A 17467-nucleotide genomic window follows, 5' to 3' on the forward strand; every position below is an offset into this window, starting at 1 on the left:
ATCGTGCCGTAGTCGTAGGGCGGGTAAGCGCATGCGCCACCCGCCGTTTTTCAGACTTACTTAGTAATACGACCCTGAGCATCTTTCAGCGCGGCATCGACAGTCTGGCGACCGCTTGCAGCGTTAATGACGGCGGTACGGGTGGCGTACCAGAATGCAGCCATCTGAGGGATGTTCGGCATGATTTCGCCTTTCTGGGCGTTATCCATGGTGGCCGCAATACGTGGATCTTTCGCCAGCTGATCCTGGAAGGATTTCAGCGCAACGGCGCCCAGCGGTTTGTCCTTGTTCACTTCATCCAGACCCTGATCGGTCAGCAGGTAGTTTTCGAGGAACTCTTTCGCCAGCTCTTTGTTCGGGCTGGCGGCGTTGATGCCTGCGCTCAGCACGCCCACGAACGGTTTAGACGGTTTGCCGTTGAAGGTTGGCAGCAGGGTCACGCCGTAGTTGATTTTGCTCTTGTCGATGTTGGTCCAGGCCCACGGACCGTTGATGGTCATCGCGGTTTCGCCTTTGTTGAACGCCGCTTCCGCGATGGAGTAGTCAGTATCCGCGTTCATGTGTTTGTTCTTAATCAGGTCAACCAGGAAGGTCAGACCTTTTTTCGCGCCCGCACTGTCCACGCCCACGTCTTTCACGTCATATTTGCCGTTTTCAAACTTGAACGCGTAGCCGCCGTCGGCAGCAATCAGCGGCCAGGTGAAGTACGGTTCTTGCAGGTTGAACATCAGAGCGGATTTACCCTTCGCCTTCAGCTCTTTATCCAGAGCAGGGATCTCTTCCCAGGTTTTCGGTGGGTTTGGCACCAGGTCTTTGTTGTAAATCAGTGACAGGGCTTCAACCGCGATTGGGTATGCGATCAGCTTGCCGTTATAGCGAACGGCGTCCCAGGTGAACGGGAACAGTTTGTCCTGGAAGGCTTTGTCTGGCGTAACTTCTGCCAGCAGGCCAGACTGCGCGTAGCCCCCGAAACGGTCATGCGCCCAGAAGATAATGTCCGGACCATCGCCCGTTGCCGCAACCTGCGGGAACTTCTCTTCCAGTTTGTCCGGGTGCTCTACGGTAACTTTGATACCGGTGTCTTTCTCGAATTTTTTGCCCACTTCGGCCAGACCGTTATAGCCCTTGTCGCCGTTAATCCAGATAACCAGCTTACCTTCTTCAATTTTGGCGAGAGCCGGTGCGGAAATCATCATTGCTGCGAGGGCGGACAATGCGAAAACGCGTGCGCCAGTCTTGATCTTCATATCTGCCATCCTTTATTGGTGATGTGCTCGTGGATACATAAGGTGGTTCAACGTGACTCAGTCTCCTTATTTGACATCCTCTTTCCATCCTCCCAGTCCCTACGCCCCACCCCCTGTTTGTGTGATCCCTGTAACATAAATTTAAGTTATGAGTGCTGGCGCACATAAAAACCCACTGAATTTTGCAGGCCGCTTCACGATTTTCGCCTCGGCCCCTCAGCTGCGGTCGCAGAGCCTGCTCTCTCATCCTCCCGCCTCCTCCCCCATAAAAAAGCCGGGGGGTGGAGGATTCACGAAAGTAATGGAACACGCATAGTGAACTTATCTTGAATGTTTCTGTCGGTGACAGGTTGTAACGAAGGGAGAAGGGCATGGCGAGCGTACAGCTGCGTAATGTAACGAAAGCCTGGGGCGACGTAGTGGTGTCAAAAGACATCAATCTGGACATCCACGAAGGTGAATTTGTGGTGTTCGTGGGTCCATCAGGCTGTGGTAAATCGACTCTGCTGCGTATGATTGCCGGTCTTGAAACCATCACCAGGGGCGATTTATTTATTGGTGATACCCGAATGAACGACATCCCGCCAGCTGAACGCGGCGTGGGCATGGTGTTCCAGTCTTATGCGCTTTATCCGCATCTTTCCGTTGCCGAGAACATGTCCTTTGGCCTGAAGCTGGCCGGCGCGAAAAAAGAGACCATTAACCAGCGCGTCACCCAGGTGGCGGAAGTGCTTCAGCTGGCACATCTGCTGGAGCGTAAACCGAAGGCGCTCTCCGGCGGTCAGCGTCAGCGTGTGGCGATCGGCCGTACGCTGGTGGCCGAGCCGCGCGTGTTCCTGCTCGATGAACCTCTCTCTAACCTGGATGCCGCCCTGCGCGTCCAGATGCGTATCGAAATCTCCCGTCTGCACAAACGCCTTGGACGCACGATGATTTACGTCACCCACGATCAGGTCGAAGCGATGACGCTGGCCGACAAAATCGTGGTGCTGGATGCCGGTCGCGTGGCGCAGGTGGGCAAACCGCTGGAGCTGTATCACTACCCGGCAGACCGCTTTGTTGCGGGCTTTATTGGCTCGCCAAAGATGAACTTCCTGCCCGTAAAAGTGACCGCGACGGCAATCGAACAGGTACAGGTGGAGCTGCCAAACCGTCAGCAAGTCTGGCTGCCGGTCGACAGCGCCAACGTACAGGTGGGGGCCAATATGTCCCTCGGTATCCGCCCTGAGCATTTACTGCCGAGCCACATCGCTGATGTGACGCTGGAAGGTGAAGTTCAGGTCGTCGAACAGCTTGGTCACGAAACACAGATTCATATCCAGATCCCCGCCATCCGTCAGAACCTGGTCTACCGCCAGAATGACGTGGTGTTGGTAGAAGAGGGTGCCACATTCGCTATCGGTTTGCCGCCAGAGCGTTGCCATCTGTTCCGTGAGGATGGCACTGCATGTCGTCGGTTGCACAAAGAGCCAGGCGTTTAAGCATTCCAATTATAAAGAAAAGCAATGATCTCAGGAGATAGAATAATGATTACTCTGCGCAAAGTCCCTCTGGCTGTCGCCATTGCGGCAGGCATCCTGTCTGCCCAGGCGGGCGCCGTAGACTTTAAAGGTTATGCTCGTTCCGGCATTGGCTGGACCGGAAGTGGCGGTGAACAACAATGTTTCCAGGCAACAGGCGCACAAAGTAAATACCGTCTCGGTAACGAATGTGAAACCTACGCCGAACTGAAACTGGGCCAGGAAGTGTGGAAAGAAGGCGACAAGAGCTTCTATTTCGACACCAACGTAGCGTACTCCGTTTCTCAACAGAATGACTGGGAATCCACCAGCCCGGCCTTCCGTGAAGCTAACGTGCAGGGTAAAAACCTGATTGAATGGCTGCCAGGCTCTACCATCTGGGCCGGTAAGCGCTTCTATCAGCGTCATGACGTACACATGATCGACTTCTACTACTGGGATATCTCTGGTCCTGGTGCCGGTATTGAAAACATCGATCTGGGCTTTGGTAAACTCTCTCTGGCAGCGACCCGTTCTTCTGAGTCCGGCGGTTCTGCAACCTTCGCCGATCGTGATGCGAACGGCGACCGTATTTATGACAACGTGGTACCAAACGATGTCTTCGACGTCCGTTTAGCCGGTCTGGAAACCAACCCGGGCGGTACGCTGGAGCTGGGCGTTGACTACGGTCATACCAACATTCCTGACGACTACTATCTGCAACCTGGCGCCTCTAAAGATGGCTGGCTGTTCACCGCTGAACACACCCAGAGCATGATGAAAGGCTTCAACAAGTTCGTACTGCAATACGGTACGGATTCCATGACCTCTAACGGTAAAGGTATTCCACAGGGTGGCAGCATCGATAACGACGGCTCTATGTGGCGCGTGCTGGACCACGGTGCAATCACCCTGGCAGACCGTTGGGACCTGATGTACGTCGGTATGTACCAGAACATCGATCGTGACAACAACAACGGTACCGAGTGGTGGACCGTGGGTGTTCGTCCAATGTTCAAATGGACGCCGATCATGAGCACCTTGCTGGAAGTGGGCTACGACAACGTTAAGTCTCAGAAAACTGACGACAAAAACAGCCAGTACAAAATCACCCTGGCACAGCAATGGCAGGCAGGCGACAGCATCTGGTCCCGTCCGGCTATCCGTGTCTTCGCAACCTACGCGAAGTGGGATGAGAAATGGGGCTATGCAAACAACGACTCAGGTGCAGGTTACACCTCTGGCGTAGCGTATAGCGACACCTCCGCGAAAACCTTCAGCCGTGGCGACAACGATGAGTGGACCTTCGGCGCCCAGATGGAAATCTGGTGGTAATTCGTCGAGCCTGACGTAATGACCTGAAAAGAGGGGCGTAAGCCCCTCTCTCCTTAGGGTGCTGCGCGCTATTGCCTGGCCACCGCAGTGCTCACGCTATCAGAGGTAATAACAATGAAAATGAAGAAAAGTCTCGTCGCGCTGTGCCTCTCTGCGGGGCTGTTGGCCTGTGCGCCTGCGCTCACCTATGCAGATGTGAATTTTGTTCCTCAAAATATCAGTGCTGCGCCAGCTATTCCGGCTGCGGCACTTCAGCAACTGGTGTGGACGCCAGTTGATCAGTCGAAAACGCAAACCACCCAGCTTGCCGCTGGCGGTCAGTCGCTGAACGTGCCGGGTATCAGCGGTCCGGTTGCGGCTTTCAGCGTGCCGGCGAATATCGGCGAGCTGACCCTGACGTTAACCAGTGAAGTCAATAAACAGACCAGCGTCTTCGCGCCTAACGTGCTGATCCTCGATCAGAGCATGACGCCATCCGCATTCTTCCCAAGCGACTATTTCAGCTATCAGGAGCCTGGCGTCATGAGTGCCGATCGGCTGGAAGGCGTTATGCGCCTGACGCCAGCCCTGGGTCAGCAGAAGATTTATGTCCTGGTGTTCACGACTGAAAAAGATCTGCAACAGACAACGAAGCTGGTTGATCCGGCGAAAGCCTACGCAAAAGGCACCGGTAACGCTGTCCCGGATATCCCGGATCCGCATGCTCGCCATACTACCGACGGCCTGATCAAGCTGAAAGTCTCCACCAACAGCGCCTCCAGCGTACTCGTAGGCCCGCTGTTTGGCTCATCTGGCCCGGGGCCGGTAACGGTGGGTAATACTGCCGCGCCTGTGTATGCCGCGCCAGCCGCAACACCGGCCGCGGCTCCGGCCCCGGCGAAAAAAGCCGAGCCGGTGCTTAACGATACTGAAACGTACTTTAACAACGCCATCAAGCAGGCAGTTAAAAACGGCGATGTCGATAAAGCGCTGAAACTGCTTGATGAAGCCGAGCGTTTAGGTTCAACCACTGCCCGTTCCACCTTTATCAGCAGTGTAAAAGGCAAGGGGTAACCGTCTCCCCACAGTGCTGATTTTGTTAGTCGTTTGGTGCGCCTTCGCGGGCGCACTTTTTTTGGCTAAGTTGCACCATTGTTGCGATAGTGATCGTTAAATTCTGTTTGTCCGTCCTCATTTTGCCAATCTGCGATACAATGCTTTTACGTTATGTATCGGAGAGTCTGGCATGTCACACCCCGCGCTCACGCAGCTGCGTGCGCTACGCTATTTCGACCACATCCCTGCGCTTGACCCGGAACAGCTGGACTGGCTGCTGCTGGAAGATTCCATGACAAAACGTTTTGAGCAACAGGGTAAAACGGTCACGGTGACGATGATTCAGGAAGGGTTTGTCTCGCCTGCGGAGATTGCCAGCGAGCTGCCGCTGCTGCCGCAGGAAGAACGCTACTGGCTGCGTGAAATTTTACTCTGTGCGGATGGCGAGCCGTGGCTTGCCGGGCGGACGGTGGTTCCTGAGTCTACACTTTCCGGGCCGGAGCTGGCATTGCAACGCCTCGGCAAAACGCCCCTGGGGCGCTATCTGTTCACCTCGTCTGAACTGACCCGTGATTTTATTGAAATTGGTTGCGATGCCGATTTGTGGGGGCGCCGTTCCCGCCTTCGTTTGAGTGGCAAGCCGTTAATACTGACGGAACTCTTTTTGCCTGCATCGCCGTTGTACTAAGAGGGAGAGAAAATGGAGTGGAGTCTGACGCAGAATAAGCTGCTGGCCTATCACCGCCTGATGCGTACTGATAAACCCATTGGCGCGCTGCTGCTGCTGTGGCCGACCTTATGGGCGCTGTGGGTTGCCACGCCGGGCGTGCCGCCGCTGTGGATCCTGGCGGTGTTTGTGGCGGGTGTCTGGCTGATGCGCGCTGCGGGTTGTGTGGTCAACGACTATGCTGACCGGAAATTTGATGGACATGTTAAGCGCACCGCGAATCGTCCTCTGCCGAGCGGTCAGGTGACCGGGAAAGAGGCGCGCATTCTGTTTGTGGTGCTGGTGCTTCTCTCTTTCATGCTGGTGTTAACCCTTAACACCATGACCATTCTACTGTCCGTTGCGGCTCTGGCGCTGGCCTGGGTTTACCCGTTCATGAAGCGATACACCCATCTGCCGCAGGTGGTATTGGGTGCGGCATTTGGCTGGTCGATTCCCATGGCGTTTGCCGCGGTCAGCGAGTCCGTTCCGCTCAGCTGCTGGCTGATGTTCCTGGCGAATATTCTCTGGGCCGTTGCGTACGATACCCAATACGCGATGGTCGATCGCGATGACGATCTCAAGATTGGCATCAAATCGACGGCGATCCTGTTTGGTCGTCACGACAAGCTGATCATCGGCATATTACAGGTGGCGGTGCTGGCGCTGATGGTGGCGATTGGTCGCCTGAACGGGCTGAACTGGGAGTTTTACTGGTCCGTACTGGTGGCGGGGCTGCTGTTTGCGTATCAGCAGAAGCTGATCGCGAAGCGCGAGCGTGAAGCCTGCTTTAAAGCGTTTCTGAATAATAACTACGTCGGGCTGGTGCTGTTTCTGGGCCTGGCGATGAGTTACTGGTCATAAAAAAGCCGGGTGGCGGCTTCGCCTTACCCGGCCTACGATTTAGCGGAACATGTAGGCCGGGTAAGCGTTAGCGTCACCCGGCTTTAGCATCATTCGCCCTGCGTCGAACTCTCAATCGTTAAACGCACATCCGCGGTAATCAGCTCTGCCAGCATCTGGTAAACCTTCATCGTCTCTTCCGGCTCGGCATCGCCCGTATCGCTAATGTACCCTTCGTCGCGCAGCGTCAGCACCAGGGAGCTGAATACCGCTTTGTCGAAGAATTCCGGGGCGTTAATGCCATGCAGAACGGAGAGGCGCTGGGCCAGCGTCCGGCTCTCTTTTTCCAGCGTACCGCGGTTGATGGACGGATTTGCACTCAGCAACCAGAAGGTAATGGCGTAGCGCTGCAACGTCTCACGCGCACCGGAAGCCAGGAGCTGCAAGGTACGTGAACGTGACGGATTGATATGCAGTTCATCATCACTGATGGTAATCAGCCCCTGACGATGCATCTCTGCCGTCATTTTATCGAGCTCTGCCGCCAGTTCATCCTTACTCCAGCGCAGGAACAGCTCCGCTTTCAGCATCGGGTAGATGGCCTGAATATGGCGCAGCAGCTCCTGACGCGAAATACGGCGGTGCTGGGTAATAATGGCCGCCATCAGCGACGGCAGCATCAGCATGTGCGTGATGTTATTACGGTAGTAGGTCATCAGCACGGCCTGCTCGCGCGGCAGAATGATGATGTCACCAATCGTATCTTTCTCGACTTCGAACTTGTTCATCTGCAACGCGTGATCGATCAGCTCGCTGGCGGTGGCAGACGGCACGGTCGAATCCACGGAATACGGCACGTTGCGCATGATATCCAGGTAGCAGTCAATCTGCTCGGTCAGCTGTTCGCGGGTCAGTGAACGCTGGCGAGAGGCCAGAAGCGCAGTACAACACAGGTTCATGGCGTTTGCCGCACCAGCATTGTTGATGCGTACCATCAGCTCGGATGCAATGCCGTTGACCGTTGGCGTCAGCCAGGCCGGACGTACCGCTTCGATAGGATCGATAGACTCGCGCCACTCCGGAACATGATGGTTCAGATATGTCATCAGCGGCAGGGGCTCGCCAAAGTTCACGTATCCCTGGCCGAGGTTGCGCAATTTACTCAGCCCACGCAGCATCTGCGGCAGACTCTCTTTCTCTTTAGTCGCACCGCGCAGCTCTTTCGCGTAGGTGCCCACTTCCATCACGTGTTCATAACCGATGTAAATCGGCACCAGCGTGATAGGACGGGTACCGCCACGCAGCATGGCCTGAATGGTCATCGACAGCGTGCCGGTCTTTGGATCGAGCAGACGACCGGTACGCGAGCGACCGCCTTCAACAAAGTACTCCACAGAATAACCGCGGCTGAACAGCTCGCCCAGATACTCCCTGAAGACGGTGGAGTAAAGCTTGTTACCTTTAAAGGTACGACGAATGAAGAACGCACCCAGACGGCGGAAAATCGGGCCTGCTGGCCAGAAGTTCAGGTTGATACCGGCAGCAATATGCGGTGGCACCAACCCCTGGTGATAGAGCACGTAAGAGAGCAACAAGTAGTCCATGTGGCTGCGGTGGCAGGGCACATAGACAATCTCGTGGCCGTCGTGCGCTAACTGACGCACGCGTTCGGCGTTGTGGACGTTAATCCCCTGATAGAGGCGGTTCCACGTGAAGCCGAGGATACGGTCAGAGAGGCGAATCATCTCGTAGGAGAAGTTCGCGGCGATCTCTTCCATCAGCGCGATTGCGTTCTGCTGCGCTTTCTCGTGCGAAATTTTCTTGCTGCGCGCTTCGTCTTCTACGGCACGGGCAATCGCTTTGGAAGCCAGCAGCTTGTTGAACAGATCCTGACGTGCCGGGAGACGTGGTCCAACGGCCGCCAGACGCTGACGTGCAAAGTGCATACGCGCAACGCGCGCCAGCTTTTGCGCAATGATTTTGTCAGTGCCGTGTTCATCCGCCATGCGGCGCAGTGAAACGGAAGGTGAGAAGCGGACAAAACTGTCGCGTCCCAGCCAGGAGACGGCGAAAAACTTCTGAATGCCGTTGAGCATACGCAGCGGCGGGTTCTCTTCCCCTTTTTCGCGCCCCGGACGACGGCCAAACATCACCGACACCGGCACCATCTGCACGTCCAGATCGGGGTTGCTGCGGTGCAGATCGAGGTAATCATGGAACAGCTTAATGGACTCTTCTTTCGGCGTGTAATAGGTGAACACGCGCGGCCCGCCATGGATGAACACGTAGCGTGGCAGCAGCGTACCGTCGACTTCCAGCGGTTCAAGTGGGTCAGGTAAATCGTGCGCCAGACATTGAGCGCGAAGCGTCAGCAGGTCTGCCTTCGAGTTATAAGGCAAAACGTACATAATAGGGCGCGACGTATCGAGCCCTAATTCCAGCGCAGGTTCTGCTGGGATAGACTTACTTTTTACCAGGACGCTTAATGGTAAATTAAGTAATTTGTAGTAAATTCGTGGCCAGCCGGACATAAACGATGTAAAGCCTCTGGTTAATAATGCAATTGCGGCGCAAGGATAACAGAAAGCGCGCAAAATTTCTGTTGTTACCCGTCATACTTCAGGTTGCAGCAAAACGCGCTGCGGCTTTAGTTACAGACGCTATTTATCATAAAAGGTTCTTTTAATGGCCAATAATACCACTGGGTTAACTCGAATCATTAAAGCTGCCGGTTATTCATGGAAAGGTTTCCGCGCTGCATGGGTTAATGAAGCCGCTTTCCGCCAGGAGGCGGTTGCTGCAATCGTTGCCGTTGTCATCGCCTGCTTCCTTGATGTTGATGCTATCACCCGCGTACTGCTCATCGGATCTGTCTTTCTGGTGATGATAGTGGAAATTCTTAATAGCGCTATTGAGGCCGTTGTTGACCGAATCGGGTCGGAATTCCATGAATTGTCTGGCCGGGCGAAAGACATGGGTTCCGCTGCCGTACTGCTGGCGATTATCACTGCGGCGATCACCTGGGTCACGCTGCTTTGGTCGCATTTCCGATGAGCCTCGAGGAATAATTAAGTCCCTGGTTTTTTGTGCAGTTTTTGGTTCCAAAATCGCCTTTGACTGTATATACTCACAGCATAACTGTATATACACCCAGGGGGCGGTATGAAAGCGTTAACGACCAGGCAGCAAGAGGTGTTTGATCTCATTCGGGATCATATCGGCCAGACGGGTATGCCACCCACGCGTGCAGAAATTGCGCAGCGTCTGGGCTTCCGTTCTCCTAATGCTGCCGAAGAGCACCTTAAAGCGCTGGCGCGTAAGGGCGTGATTGAGATTGTTTCCGGCGCCTCACGCGGTATTCGTCTGCTGGTGGAAGAAGAGAGCGGTATTCCGCTGGTGGGTCGCGTAGCGGCAGGTGAACCTCTGCTGGCGCAGCAGCACATCGAAGGGCACTATCAGGTTGATCCAGGCATGTTCAAGCCGAGCGCCGATTTCCTGCTGCGCGTTAGCGGAATGTCCATGAAAGATATCGGTATTCTGGATGGCGATCTGCTGGCGGTACACAAAACGCAGGACGTGCGTAACGGGCAAGTCGTGGTGGCGCGCATTGATGATGAAGTGACGGTTAAACGCCTGAAGAAACAAGGCAATACCGTGCAGCTTCTGCCTGAAAACAATGAATTCTCCCCGATTGTGGTGGATCTCCGCGAGCAGAGCTTCTCTATTGAAGGACTGGCGGTCGGCGTTATCCGCAACGGTGAATGGCTGTAATCTCTTCCTGACAGGCTGTAGTTCCTCTACAGCCTGGCCTGTTTTCTGATTCCGGTAATTTCCATGGCATTGCTAACTTCTGCCGATAAGGCGTTGTGGCGTCTTGCGCTACCGATGATTTTTTCCAATATTACCGTTCCTCTGCTTGGGCTGGTGGATACGGCGGTTATCGGGCATCTCGATTCGCCGATTTATCTCGGCGGCGTCGCGATCGGCGCAACGGCGACCAGCTTTCTCTTTATGCTGCTGCTTTTTCTGCGCATGAGTACGACGGGCCTGACGGCCCAGGCGTATGGTGCAAAAGATCCCCTGCGTCTGGCGCGTGCGCTGGTTCAGCCGCTCATTCTGGCATTCGGTGCCGGCGCGTTAATCGTTCTGTTGCGTACGCCGCTGATTGATCTTGCGCTCCATATTGTAGGCGGCAGCGATGCCGTACTGGAACAGGCCCGGCGGTTCCTCGAAATTCGCTGGCTCAGCGCGCCCGCTTCACTGGCAAACCTGGTCCTGCTGGGCTGGCTGCTGGGCGTGCAGTACGCCCGCGCGCCGGTGATCCTGCTGGTGGTGGGCAACCTGCTTAACATTGTGCTCGATCTGTGGCTGGTGATGGGGCTGCACATGAACGTCCGGGGCGCGGCGCTGGCCACGGCAATTGCCGAGTACGGTACGCTGCTGATCGGTTTGGGGATGGTCTGGCGCGTGCTGGCGATGCGCGGTATCACCCTGGATCTGCTGAAATCGGCCTGGCGCGGCAACATTCGTAAGCTGCTGGCGCTTAATCGCGACATCATGCTCCGTTCTCTCCTGCTGCAACTCTGCTTTGGCGCCTTAACCGTTTTTGGTGCGCGTCTTGGGCCTGAGATCGTTGCCGTCAACGCAGTGCTCATGACGTTACTGACCTTTACCGCTTACGCGCTGGATGGTTTTGCTTACGCCGTCGAGGCGCATTCAGGGCAGGCCTATGGCGCGCGTGAAAGCGGCCAGTTACGTGAAGTCTGGCGTGCTGCCTGTCGTCAGGCGGGTCTGGTGGCGCTGGCCTTTGCTCTGGTATACGCCTGTTTTGGTGGGCATATTGTCGCACTACTCACCTCGTTGCCCGCGCTACGTGAGCTGGCCGATCGCTACATCCTCTGGCAGGTAGTATTACCGGTGGTGGGTGTGTGGTGCTATTTGCTGGACGGCATGTTTATTGGTGCGACGCGAGGGGCGGAGATGCGCAACAGCATGGCCGTCGCGGCGGCGGGGTTTGGCCTGACGCTGCTGACCCTGCCGTATCTCGGCAATCATGGTCTGTGGCTGGCGCTGGCGGTGTTTCTCTCACTGCGTGGCCTTTCGCTGGCCGTTATCTGGCATCGTCACTGGCGAAACAATACCTGGTTTCCAGCCCCGCACGATATATCGTAACGGTTAAAGATTCCGAATATAAAAACAACTACCGAATCCTTAACTACAATAATAATCACGTCCAGCAGAAAAGAACGTAGCGGGCGATACTCATAGACGCTTAACACGAGGACACGATTATGAATAAAGACGAAATCGGCGGCAACTGGAAGCAATTCAAAGGTAAAGCGAAAGAACAGTGGGGTAAGCTGACAGATGACGATATGACCGTCATTGAAGGTAAGCGCGATCAGCTGGTAGGTAAAATCCAGGAGCGCTACGGTTACGAAAAAGATCAGGCGGAAAACGAAGTCAAAGACTGGGAAACCCGTAACGACTACCGCTGGTAACCGGTACTATCCCCAAGGGCGGCCCTGAGCCGCCTTTTTCTTTGGCTTTAACGCGGCTTTTTCTTCACCAGGATAGAGTGATCGTGCTGACAGTCATCCTGATGACGGCATGACTCCACCTCCACGCAGGCAGAACATAAGCCGTGGGCTTCAATCACGTTATGGCGCAGCGCAAAGCCCATTCTGGCTGCCAGCGTATGCATAATATCTTCCACACCTTCCGCACACTCTTCCTTCACCACACCACAGCGATCGCAGATAAACATGGCGGACGTGTGAGTTGGCTGGTCAAAAAGATGGCACAGCACATAGCTGTTTGTTGATTCCACTTTATGCACAAACCCTTGCTCCAGCAGAAAATCCAGCGCCCGATAAACGGTCGGCGGTTTTGCCTGCGGCTCGCTTTCACGCAGCAGATCGAGCAGATCGTAGGCGCTGATGGCGCCCTGTTGCAGGCTCATCAGACGCAGTACCTCAAGGCGCTGCGGGGTCAGGCGCACATTGCGTTGCGCGCACAGCTTTTCAGCTTGCGCTAACAGCTCTTTTGTGGACTTGTCCATCGGGCACCTCGGATGTGGTAAGGGGTGAAAACTCTCACTTTATCATGTTCTGCTAAAAACACCGAGATCCGCCAGGCTGTGCTATACCTGACGCATCGCAAATCAGGAGATCGCAAAATGAAAAGACCTGACTGTATTCGGCACTGGCGGGACGTGGAAGGCGTTGATGACGCAACGTATCCTGACAGCAACGAACGTTTTTCTATTGGCGCGCCGCTGGCCCGCAAACTGGGTCTCGGCCGCATTGGTATTCACCATGAACGGCTGCCGCCCGGACGCCGCACATCTTATCCGCATGCGGAAAGCGACGAAGAGGAGTTTGTTTACGTTCTGGAGGGTTACCCTGAGGCCTGGATCAATGGCTATTTATGGAAGCTCGAACCCGGAGACAGCGTGGGATTTCCAGCCGGGACGGGCGTGTGTCACACCTTTATCAACAATACCGATGAAGAGGTGCGCTTACTGGTGGTGGGTGAGGCCAATAAAAAACATAACCGTATCTACTATCCGCTCAATCCGGTGTATGCCGCGACGCGCGAAGACCGCTGGGTCGACCATCCGCCTCAGTTTTTTAGGCCGCACGATGGAAAACCTGGGCGAAAATAATTTCCTCTTCTATAAATATTGATGGTCGTCACATATTACAACAGGCCGGGATGGAATTTAACTTAAGGAAATAGCGGGTCTTTTTGCACTTATTCACAGCAATAGTTCGTTCCTGTTTGGGTGATAACAGACAGGGTTAACTAATAACAAACTATTTACGAGCACACTGTGAAAAAACATTTTAAATTTTCGATGGTTAGCATCGCTGTCTCCTTTTTTATGGCAAATCAGGCGGGAGCAGCCAATACCTGGACGGAAGCGCGTAGCGACGCAATGGGCGGAACGGGTGTCGCGGCAGGGAGCTATGGCAGCGGGGCGTTAATCAACCCCGCGTTGCTGGCAAAATCTAAGCCCGAGGATGATGTGACGGTTATTTTGCCGTCCGTTGGCGTGCAGGTGACCGATGAAGACAATCTTCAGGACGAGATTGATACCATTAACGACAAAATCAATCATTACAAGGATGTGGTTGATAGTCTGACCCCCATTGAAGTTATCACCAATCCATTAGGTTCGATCAATCAGTTCCAGGGCGCAGCGAAAGATCTCGCTGATGAACTGGACTACCTGAAAGGCAAGACCGCACACGCCACCGCAGGGGCGGGGATTGCCGTCAGTATCCCTAACGATGTTCTTTCCGTGGCCTTTATGGCAAAAGGCTATGCCCATGGCCGGGTCAGCTCTTCAATCGATCAGCAGGACATTGATTATCTGCGCGGTATACAACGAAGCGATGCGGTGGCTGCCGGTGTGGCGCTGGATGCCGCGCTAAACGGTACCGATCAGATCACCAAAAACCTTAACTCTACGGCGTCTGGTCGGGCGGCGATTGTGTCCGACTACGGTATTGCGGTGGCCCGTCAGTTCGATCTTGGCGGCGTTCCGGTTTCCGTTGGCGTCACGCCGAAGTTGCAAAAAACCTGGCTCTATAACTACACCACCTCTATCTACGATTACGACAGTAATAAGTGGAACGACAGCCGCTACCGTACCGACGACACTGGCTCCAACGTCGATGCCGGTATTGCGGCTGATTTCGGTGAAAACTGGACGGTCGGTGTGAGCGGACAAAACCTGATGTCGCGCGATATCGATACCAAAGATATCCGCATTCGCAACGGACGCACGGGAGAGGTAGTGAGTTATAAAGACACCTATCAGATCCGTCCGCTGGTCACTGCCGGGGCCGCCTGGCATAACGATCTGGTCACGCTTACCGCAGACGGCGATCTGACCGAAACCAAGGGCTTTAAAAGCGAAGACACCTCCCAGTACGTTGGCGTCGGTGCCGAAGTCACGCCGCTGAGCTGGCTGGCAGTACGCGCCGGTTATCGTGCGGATATGAAAGGGAACGACAGCAACGTCTTTACCGGCGGTGTCGGTTTCGCGCCGTTCAACGCCGTCCACGTTGACCTGATGGGGCTTTATGGCGAAGACGAGACCTGGGGCGCAGGGGCACAGTTGAGCATGACGTTCTAAAGTCCACCGGAGGCGCTGCGCCTCCGGCTTTTCTTTATGCTATAGTAGCGCCCCTTTTCCACCAGATGCTTAAAACTTCGCCATGTCGTCAGAATTCCAGACCGCTTTCCCTGCACACCGTTTCTCCATTGCGCCAATGCTCGACTGGACGGACAGACACTGCCGCTATTTCCTGCGCCAGCTCTCCCGCCATACGCTGCTGTACACCGAAATGGTCACTACCGGCGCAATTATTCATGGCAAGGGCGATTATCTGGCGTACAGCGAAGAGGAGCATCCGGTTGCGCTGCAACTGGGTGGCAGCGATCCGGCTGCGCTGGCGCAGTGCGCGAAGCTGGCTGAAGAACGCGGCTATGACGAGATTAACCTCAACGTCGGTTGCCCGTCCGACCGTGTGCAAAACGGTATGTTCGGCGCGTGTCTGATGGGTAATGCACACCTGGTGGCGGACTGCATCAAAGCGATGCGCGACGTCGTCTCTATCCCGGTCACGGTCAAAACCCGTATCGGCATAGACGACCAGGACAGCTATGAGTTTCTGTGTGATTTCATCAACACCGTATCAGGGAAGGGTGAATGCGAGATGTTTATCATCCACGCCCGTAAAGCCTGGCTCTCTGGCCTCAGCCCGAAAGAAAACCGCGAGATCCCGCCGCTGGACTACCCGCGCGTGTACCAGCTGAAACGCGACTTCCCACACCTGACCATGTCGATCAATGGCGGTATTAAGTCGCTGGACGAGGCCAAAGCGCACCTCGAACATATGGATGGCGTGATGGTCGGACGCGAGGCGTATCAGAATCCGGGCATTCTGGCGACGGTTGAACGGGAAATCTTTGGCGTTGAGGGTGCTGACACCGATCCCGTGGCCGTAGTGCGCGCCATGTATCCGTACATTGAGCGCGAGCTGAGTCATGGTACGTATCTGGGCCACATTACCCGCCATATGCTTGGCCTGTTCCAGGGCATTCCTGGTGCGCGCCAGTGGCGTCGTTATCTCAGCGAGAACGCGCATAAAGCCGGTGCGGATATTGAGGTACTGGAACACGCGCTGCGTCTGGTTGCGGATAAACGTTAAATTTCGCTAAAAGATGGTCAAATACGCCACGCCCTGCAACACATTGCGGGGCGTTTTGCTTTCAGAACAACAACTTATTTTTGGCATGATTCTTGTAACGATCGCAGCATCATTCGGGAACTCGTGGGAGAGCACCATGCTTGAACTACTTTTTGTGATTGGTTTCTTTATCATGCTGATGGTCACGGGCGTGTCGCTGTTCGGTATCCTGGCCGCGCTCGTTGTGGCCACGGTGGTGATGTTTGTCGGCGGTTTATTTGCCCTGACGATTAAACTCTTGCCGTGGTTACTTCTGGCGATTGCGGTGGTATGGGCGATACGGGCGATTAAATCGCCAAAACTGCCCAGTTATCAGCGTAATAACCGCTTCCGTTACTAAGGTATTGAGGGGTACGTCACATACCTGCAACTTTTCCGGCAGCAATCCTTAGAACAGAATAGGATTTACTTATCGAATCTGTCACTATGGCTGCCGCTAAAGAATTCATCGAGCTGTACCCTACATACAGCCGAACTAAAAAAAGAAAGGGCTTCCCACGGGAAGCCCAATTTCTTTTTATGGCTCAGGGAATTAACAGACTCGACCCCTGCGTTGCCCGGCTCTCCAGCACCTCATGCGCACGTTGCGCATCGGTCAGCGGATATTTCTGCGCCTCTGCCACATCCACTTTAATCACCCCGCTGGCGATCAGCGAGAACAGCTCGTTGCTGGCTTCCTCGAGTTCTTCCCGGTTGGTGATGTAACCTTGCAGGGAAGGGCGAGTGACGTACAGTGATCCTTTCTGATTCAGAATGCCCAGGTTCACCCCGGTGACAGCCCCGGAGGCGTTACCGAAGCTCACCATCAGCCCGCGACGTTGCAGGCAGTCCAGCGAAGATTCCCAGGTGTCTTTCCCCACCGAGTCATACACCACGCGGACCTTTTTGCCGCCAGTGATCTCTTTTAGCCGCTCAACGATGCTCTCTTCCCGGTAGTTGATCACCTGCCATGCGCCCGCGTCCAGCGCACGCTGCGCTTTTTGCGCGCTGCCTGTGGTGCCGATCAGCTTCGCGCCCAGGGCTTTCGCCCACTGGCAGGCAATCAGCCCCACGCCACCTGCGGCTGCGTGAAACAGGAATTGCTCGTCAGGCTTAATTTCGTAGGTTTTACGCAGCAGATAATAGACCGTCAGCCCTTTCAGGAATGAGGCGGCAGCCTGCTCGAAGCCGATCGCATTTGGCAGAAGCGCCGCTTTCTCGGCCGGAACGTTATGGATGGAGCTGTAAGCGCCCAGCGCCGACTGCGCGTACACCACGCGATCGCCTTCCTTAATGTGCTTAACCGCGCTGCCCACTTTGCTGACGATGCCGGCCGCCTCTGTGCCCAGCCCGCTCGGCATCGACGGAGGCGGATAGAGGCCGCCGCGAATATAGGTATCGATGTAGTTAATGCCGATAGCTTTGTTTTCCACCTGGATTTCGTTCTCGCCAGGCGCAGCGGGGGTAAATTCCACCGCTTTGAGTACGTCAGGGCCACCATGCTTGTGAAATTCAATACGTGTTGCCATGCTTCCTCCAGAATGTGGTAATCTTTCGACC

Annotated in this window: 17 protein-coding genes; 13 read left to right on the forward strand and 4 right to left on the reverse strand. The window is 55.1% G+C overall.

Translation table 11 applies throughout. The features are described from left to right. Positions 1–56: 56 nt before the first annotated feature. Positions 57–1247 carry a maltose/maltodextrin ABC transporter substrate-binding protein MalE gene (malE, locus tag ACOTXL_RS20120; protein ID WP_003860330.1) on the reverse strand — a complete coding sequence of 397 codons (1191 nt, stop codon included), beginning with the start codon at positions 1245–1247 and terminating at the stop codon, positions 57–59. Positions 1248–1618: 371 nt separating this feature from the next. Here malE and malK point away from each other — a divergent pair, with 371 nt between their 5' ends. The 5 genes from malK to ubiA all read left to right on the forward strand — a co-directional run bounded on the left by malK (position 1619) and on the right by ubiA (position 6686). Beyond that, the gene (malK, locus tag ACOTXL_RS20125) at positions 1619–2728 is read left to right on the forward strand and encodes a maltose/maltodextrin ABC transporter ATP-binding protein MalK (RefSeq protein ID WP_023324007.1); all 1110 of its coding nucleotides are present in this window, start codon (positions 1619–1621) and stop codon (positions 2726–2728) included. A 42-nt stretch (positions 2729–2770) separates the two neighbouring features. After that, positions 2771–4081, forward strand: coding sequence for a maltoporin (locus tag ACOTXL_RS20130; protein WP_026080558.1), 1311 nt, complete (start codon positions 2771–2773; stop codon positions 4079–4081). A gap of 114 nt (positions 4082–4195) precedes the next feature. Beyond that, the gene (gene malM / locus ACOTXL_RS20135) at positions 4196–5134 is read left to right on the forward strand and encodes a maltose operon protein MalM (protein ID WP_045350761.1); all 939 of its coding nucleotides are present in this window, start codon (positions 4196–4198) and stop codon (positions 5132–5134) included. Positions 5135–5306: 172 nt separating this feature from the next. Further along, positions 5307–5804 carry a chorismate lyase gene (ubiC, locus tag ACOTXL_RS20140; protein ID WP_022646736.1) on the forward strand — a complete coding sequence of 166 codons (498 nt, stop codon included), beginning with the start codon at positions 5307–5309 and terminating at the stop codon, positions 5802–5804. A 12-nt stretch (positions 5805–5816) separates the two neighbouring features. Next, positions 5817–6686 carry a 4-hydroxybenzoate octaprenyltransferase gene (ubiA, locus tag ACOTXL_RS20145; protein WP_023315219.1) on the forward strand — a complete coding sequence of 290 codons (870 nt, stop codon included), beginning with the start codon at positions 5817–5819 and terminating at the stop codon, positions 6684–6686. 89 nt (positions 6687–6775) lie between these two features. Here ubiA and plsB read toward each other — a convergent pair whose 3' ends face one another. Then, on the reverse strand, positions 6776–9196 hold the full coding sequence (gene plsB / locus ACOTXL_RS20150; protein WP_003860322.1) for a glycerol-3-phosphate 1-O-acyltransferase PlsB: 2421 nt from the start codon (positions 9194–9196) through the stop codon (positions 6776–6778). A 154-nt stretch (positions 9197–9350) separates the two neighbouring features. Between plsB and ACOTXL_RS20155 the strand changes: the two genes are divergently transcribed. From ACOTXL_RS20155 to ACOTXL_RS20170, 4 genes are all read left to right on the forward strand, one after another. Further along, the gene (locus ACOTXL_RS20155) at positions 9351–9719 is read left to right on the forward strand and encodes a diacylglycerol kinase (protein ID WP_003860321.1); all 369 of its coding nucleotides are present in this window, start codon (positions 9351–9353) and stop codon (positions 9717–9719) included. Between the two features lie 108 nt (positions 9720–9827). After that, on the forward strand, positions 9828–10436 hold the full coding sequence (gene lexA / locus ACOTXL_RS20160) for a transcriptional repressor LexA (protein WP_003860318.1): 609 nt from the start codon (positions 9828–9830) through the stop codon (positions 10434–10436). 63 nt (positions 10437–10499) lie between these two features. Next, positions 10500–11837, forward strand: a complete 1338-nt coding sequence (gene dinF / locus ACOTXL_RS20165; RefSeq protein WP_045350760.1) for an MATE family efflux transporter DinF — start codon at positions 10500–10502, stop codon at positions 11835–11837. A 119-nt stretch (positions 11838–11956) separates the two neighbouring features. Continuing rightward, the gene (locus ACOTXL_RS20170) at positions 11957–12166 is read left to right on the forward strand and encodes a CsbD family protein (protein ID WP_003860314.1); all 210 of its coding nucleotides are present in this window, start codon (positions 11957–11959) and stop codon (positions 12164–12166) included. Between the two features lie 47 nt (positions 12167–12213). On the opposite strand, the gene zur is transcribed toward ACOTXL_RS20170, so the two are convergent. Continuing rightward, on the reverse strand, positions 12214–12726 hold the full coding sequence (zur, locus tag ACOTXL_RS20175) for a zinc uptake transcriptional repressor Zur (RefSeq protein WP_003860309.1): 513 nt from the start codon (positions 12724–12726) through the stop codon (positions 12214–12216). A gap of 117 nt (positions 12727–12843) precedes the next feature. Between zur and ACOTXL_RS20180 the strand changes: the two genes are divergently transcribed. From ACOTXL_RS20180 to pspG, 4 genes are all read left to right on the forward strand, one after another. Next, complete coding sequence (locus tag ACOTXL_RS20180) at positions 12844–13332, forward strand: cupin domain-containing protein (RefSeq protein WP_045350759.1); 489 nt, start codon at positions 12844–12846, stop codon at positions 13330–13332. A gap of 192 nt (positions 13333–13524) precedes the next feature. Next, positions 13525–14811, forward strand: coding sequence for a conjugal transfer protein TraF (gene traF / locus ACOTXL_RS20185; protein WP_421625857.1), 1287 nt, complete (start codon positions 13525–13527; stop codon positions 14809–14811). 82 nt (positions 14812–14893) lie between these two features. After that, the gene (gene dusA / locus ACOTXL_RS20190) at positions 14894–15889 is read left to right on the forward strand and encodes a tRNA dihydrouridine(20/20a) synthase DusA (protein ID WP_045350758.1); all 996 of its coding nucleotides are present in this window, start codon (positions 14894–14896) and stop codon (positions 15887–15889) included. 136 nt (positions 15890–16025) lie between these two features. Next, entirely contained in the window at positions 16026–16268 is a 243-nt protein-coding gene (pspG, locus tag ACOTXL_RS20195) for an envelope stress response protein PspG (protein ID WP_045350757.1), read from the forward strand. Between the two features lie 184 nt (positions 16269–16452). Here pspG and ACOTXL_RS20200 read toward each other — a convergent pair whose 3' ends face one another. After that, complete coding sequence (locus ACOTXL_RS20200; RefSeq protein ID WP_003860300.1) at positions 16453–17436, reverse strand: quinone oxidoreductase; 984 nt, start codon at positions 17434–17436, stop codon at positions 16453–16455. Between the last annotated feature and the right edge of the window lie 31 nt (positions 17437–17467).

This window comes from Enterobacter cloacae complex sp. IR5402 (assembly GCF_049238125.1).
In the GTDB taxonomy this organism is placed as follows: Bacteria; Pseudomonadota; Gammaproteobacteria; order Enterobacterales; family Enterobacteriaceae; genus Enterobacter; species Enterobacter hormaechei_C.

Coding starts and splice junctions, on each gene's coding strand:
- dinF (WP_045350760.1), top strand. CDS start 10,500: ATGGCATTGCTAACTTCTGCCGATAAGGCGTTGTGGCGTCTTGCGCTA.
- ubiA (WP_023315219.1), top strand. CDS start 5,817: ATGGAGTGGAGTCTGACGCAGAATAAGCTGCTGGCCTATCACCGCCTG.
- malE (WP_003860330.1), bottom strand. CDS start 1,247: ATGAAGATCAAGACTGGCGCACGCGTTTTCGCATTGTCCGCCCTCGCA.
- lexA (WP_003860318.1), top strand. CDS start 9,828: ATGAAAGCGTTAACGACCAGGCAGCAAGAGGTGTTTGATCTCATTCGG.
- zur (WP_003860309.1), bottom strand. CDS start 12,726: ATGGACAAGTCCACAAAAGAGCTGTTAGCGCAAGCTGAAAAGCTGTGC.
- ACOTXL_RS20155 (WP_003860321.1), top strand. CDS start 9,351: ATGGCCAATAATACCACTGGGTTAACTCGAATCATTAAAGCTGCCGGT.
- traF (WP_421625857.1), top strand. CDS start 13,525: ATGGTTAGCATCGCTGTCTCCTTTTTTATGGCAAATCAGGCGGGAGCA.
- dusA (WP_045350758.1), top strand. CDS start 14,894: ATGTCGTCAGAATTCCAGACCGCTTTCCCTGCACACCGTTTCTCCATT.
- malM (WP_045350761.1), top strand. CDS start 4,196: ATGAAAATGAAGAAAAGTCTCGTCGCGCTGTGCCTCTCTGCGGGGCTG.
- ACOTXL_RS20170 (WP_003860314.1), top strand. CDS start 11,957: ATGAATAAAGACGAAATCGGCGGCAACTGGAAGCAATTCAAAGGTAAA.
- ubiC (WP_022646736.1), top strand. CDS start 5,307: ATGTCACACCCCGCGCTCACGCAGCTGCGTGCGCTACGCTATTTCGAC.
- pspG (WP_045350757.1), top strand. CDS start 16,026: ATGCTTGAACTACTTTTTGTGATTGGTTTCTTTATCATGCTGATGGTC.
- ACOTXL_RS20200 (WP_003860300.1), bottom strand. CDS start 17,436: ATGGCAACACGTATTGAATTTCACAAGCATGGTGGCCCTGACGTACTC.
- malK (WP_023324007.1), top strand. CDS start 1,619: ATGGCGAGCGTACAGCTGCGTAATGTAACGAAAGCCTGGGGCGACGTA.
- ACOTXL_RS20180 (WP_045350759.1), top strand. CDS start 12,844: ATGAAAAGACCTGACTGTATTCGGCACTGGCGGGACGTGGAAGGCGTT.
- plsB (WP_003860322.1), bottom strand. CDS start 9,196: ATGTCCGGCTGGCCACGAATTTACTACAAATTACTTAATTTACCATTA.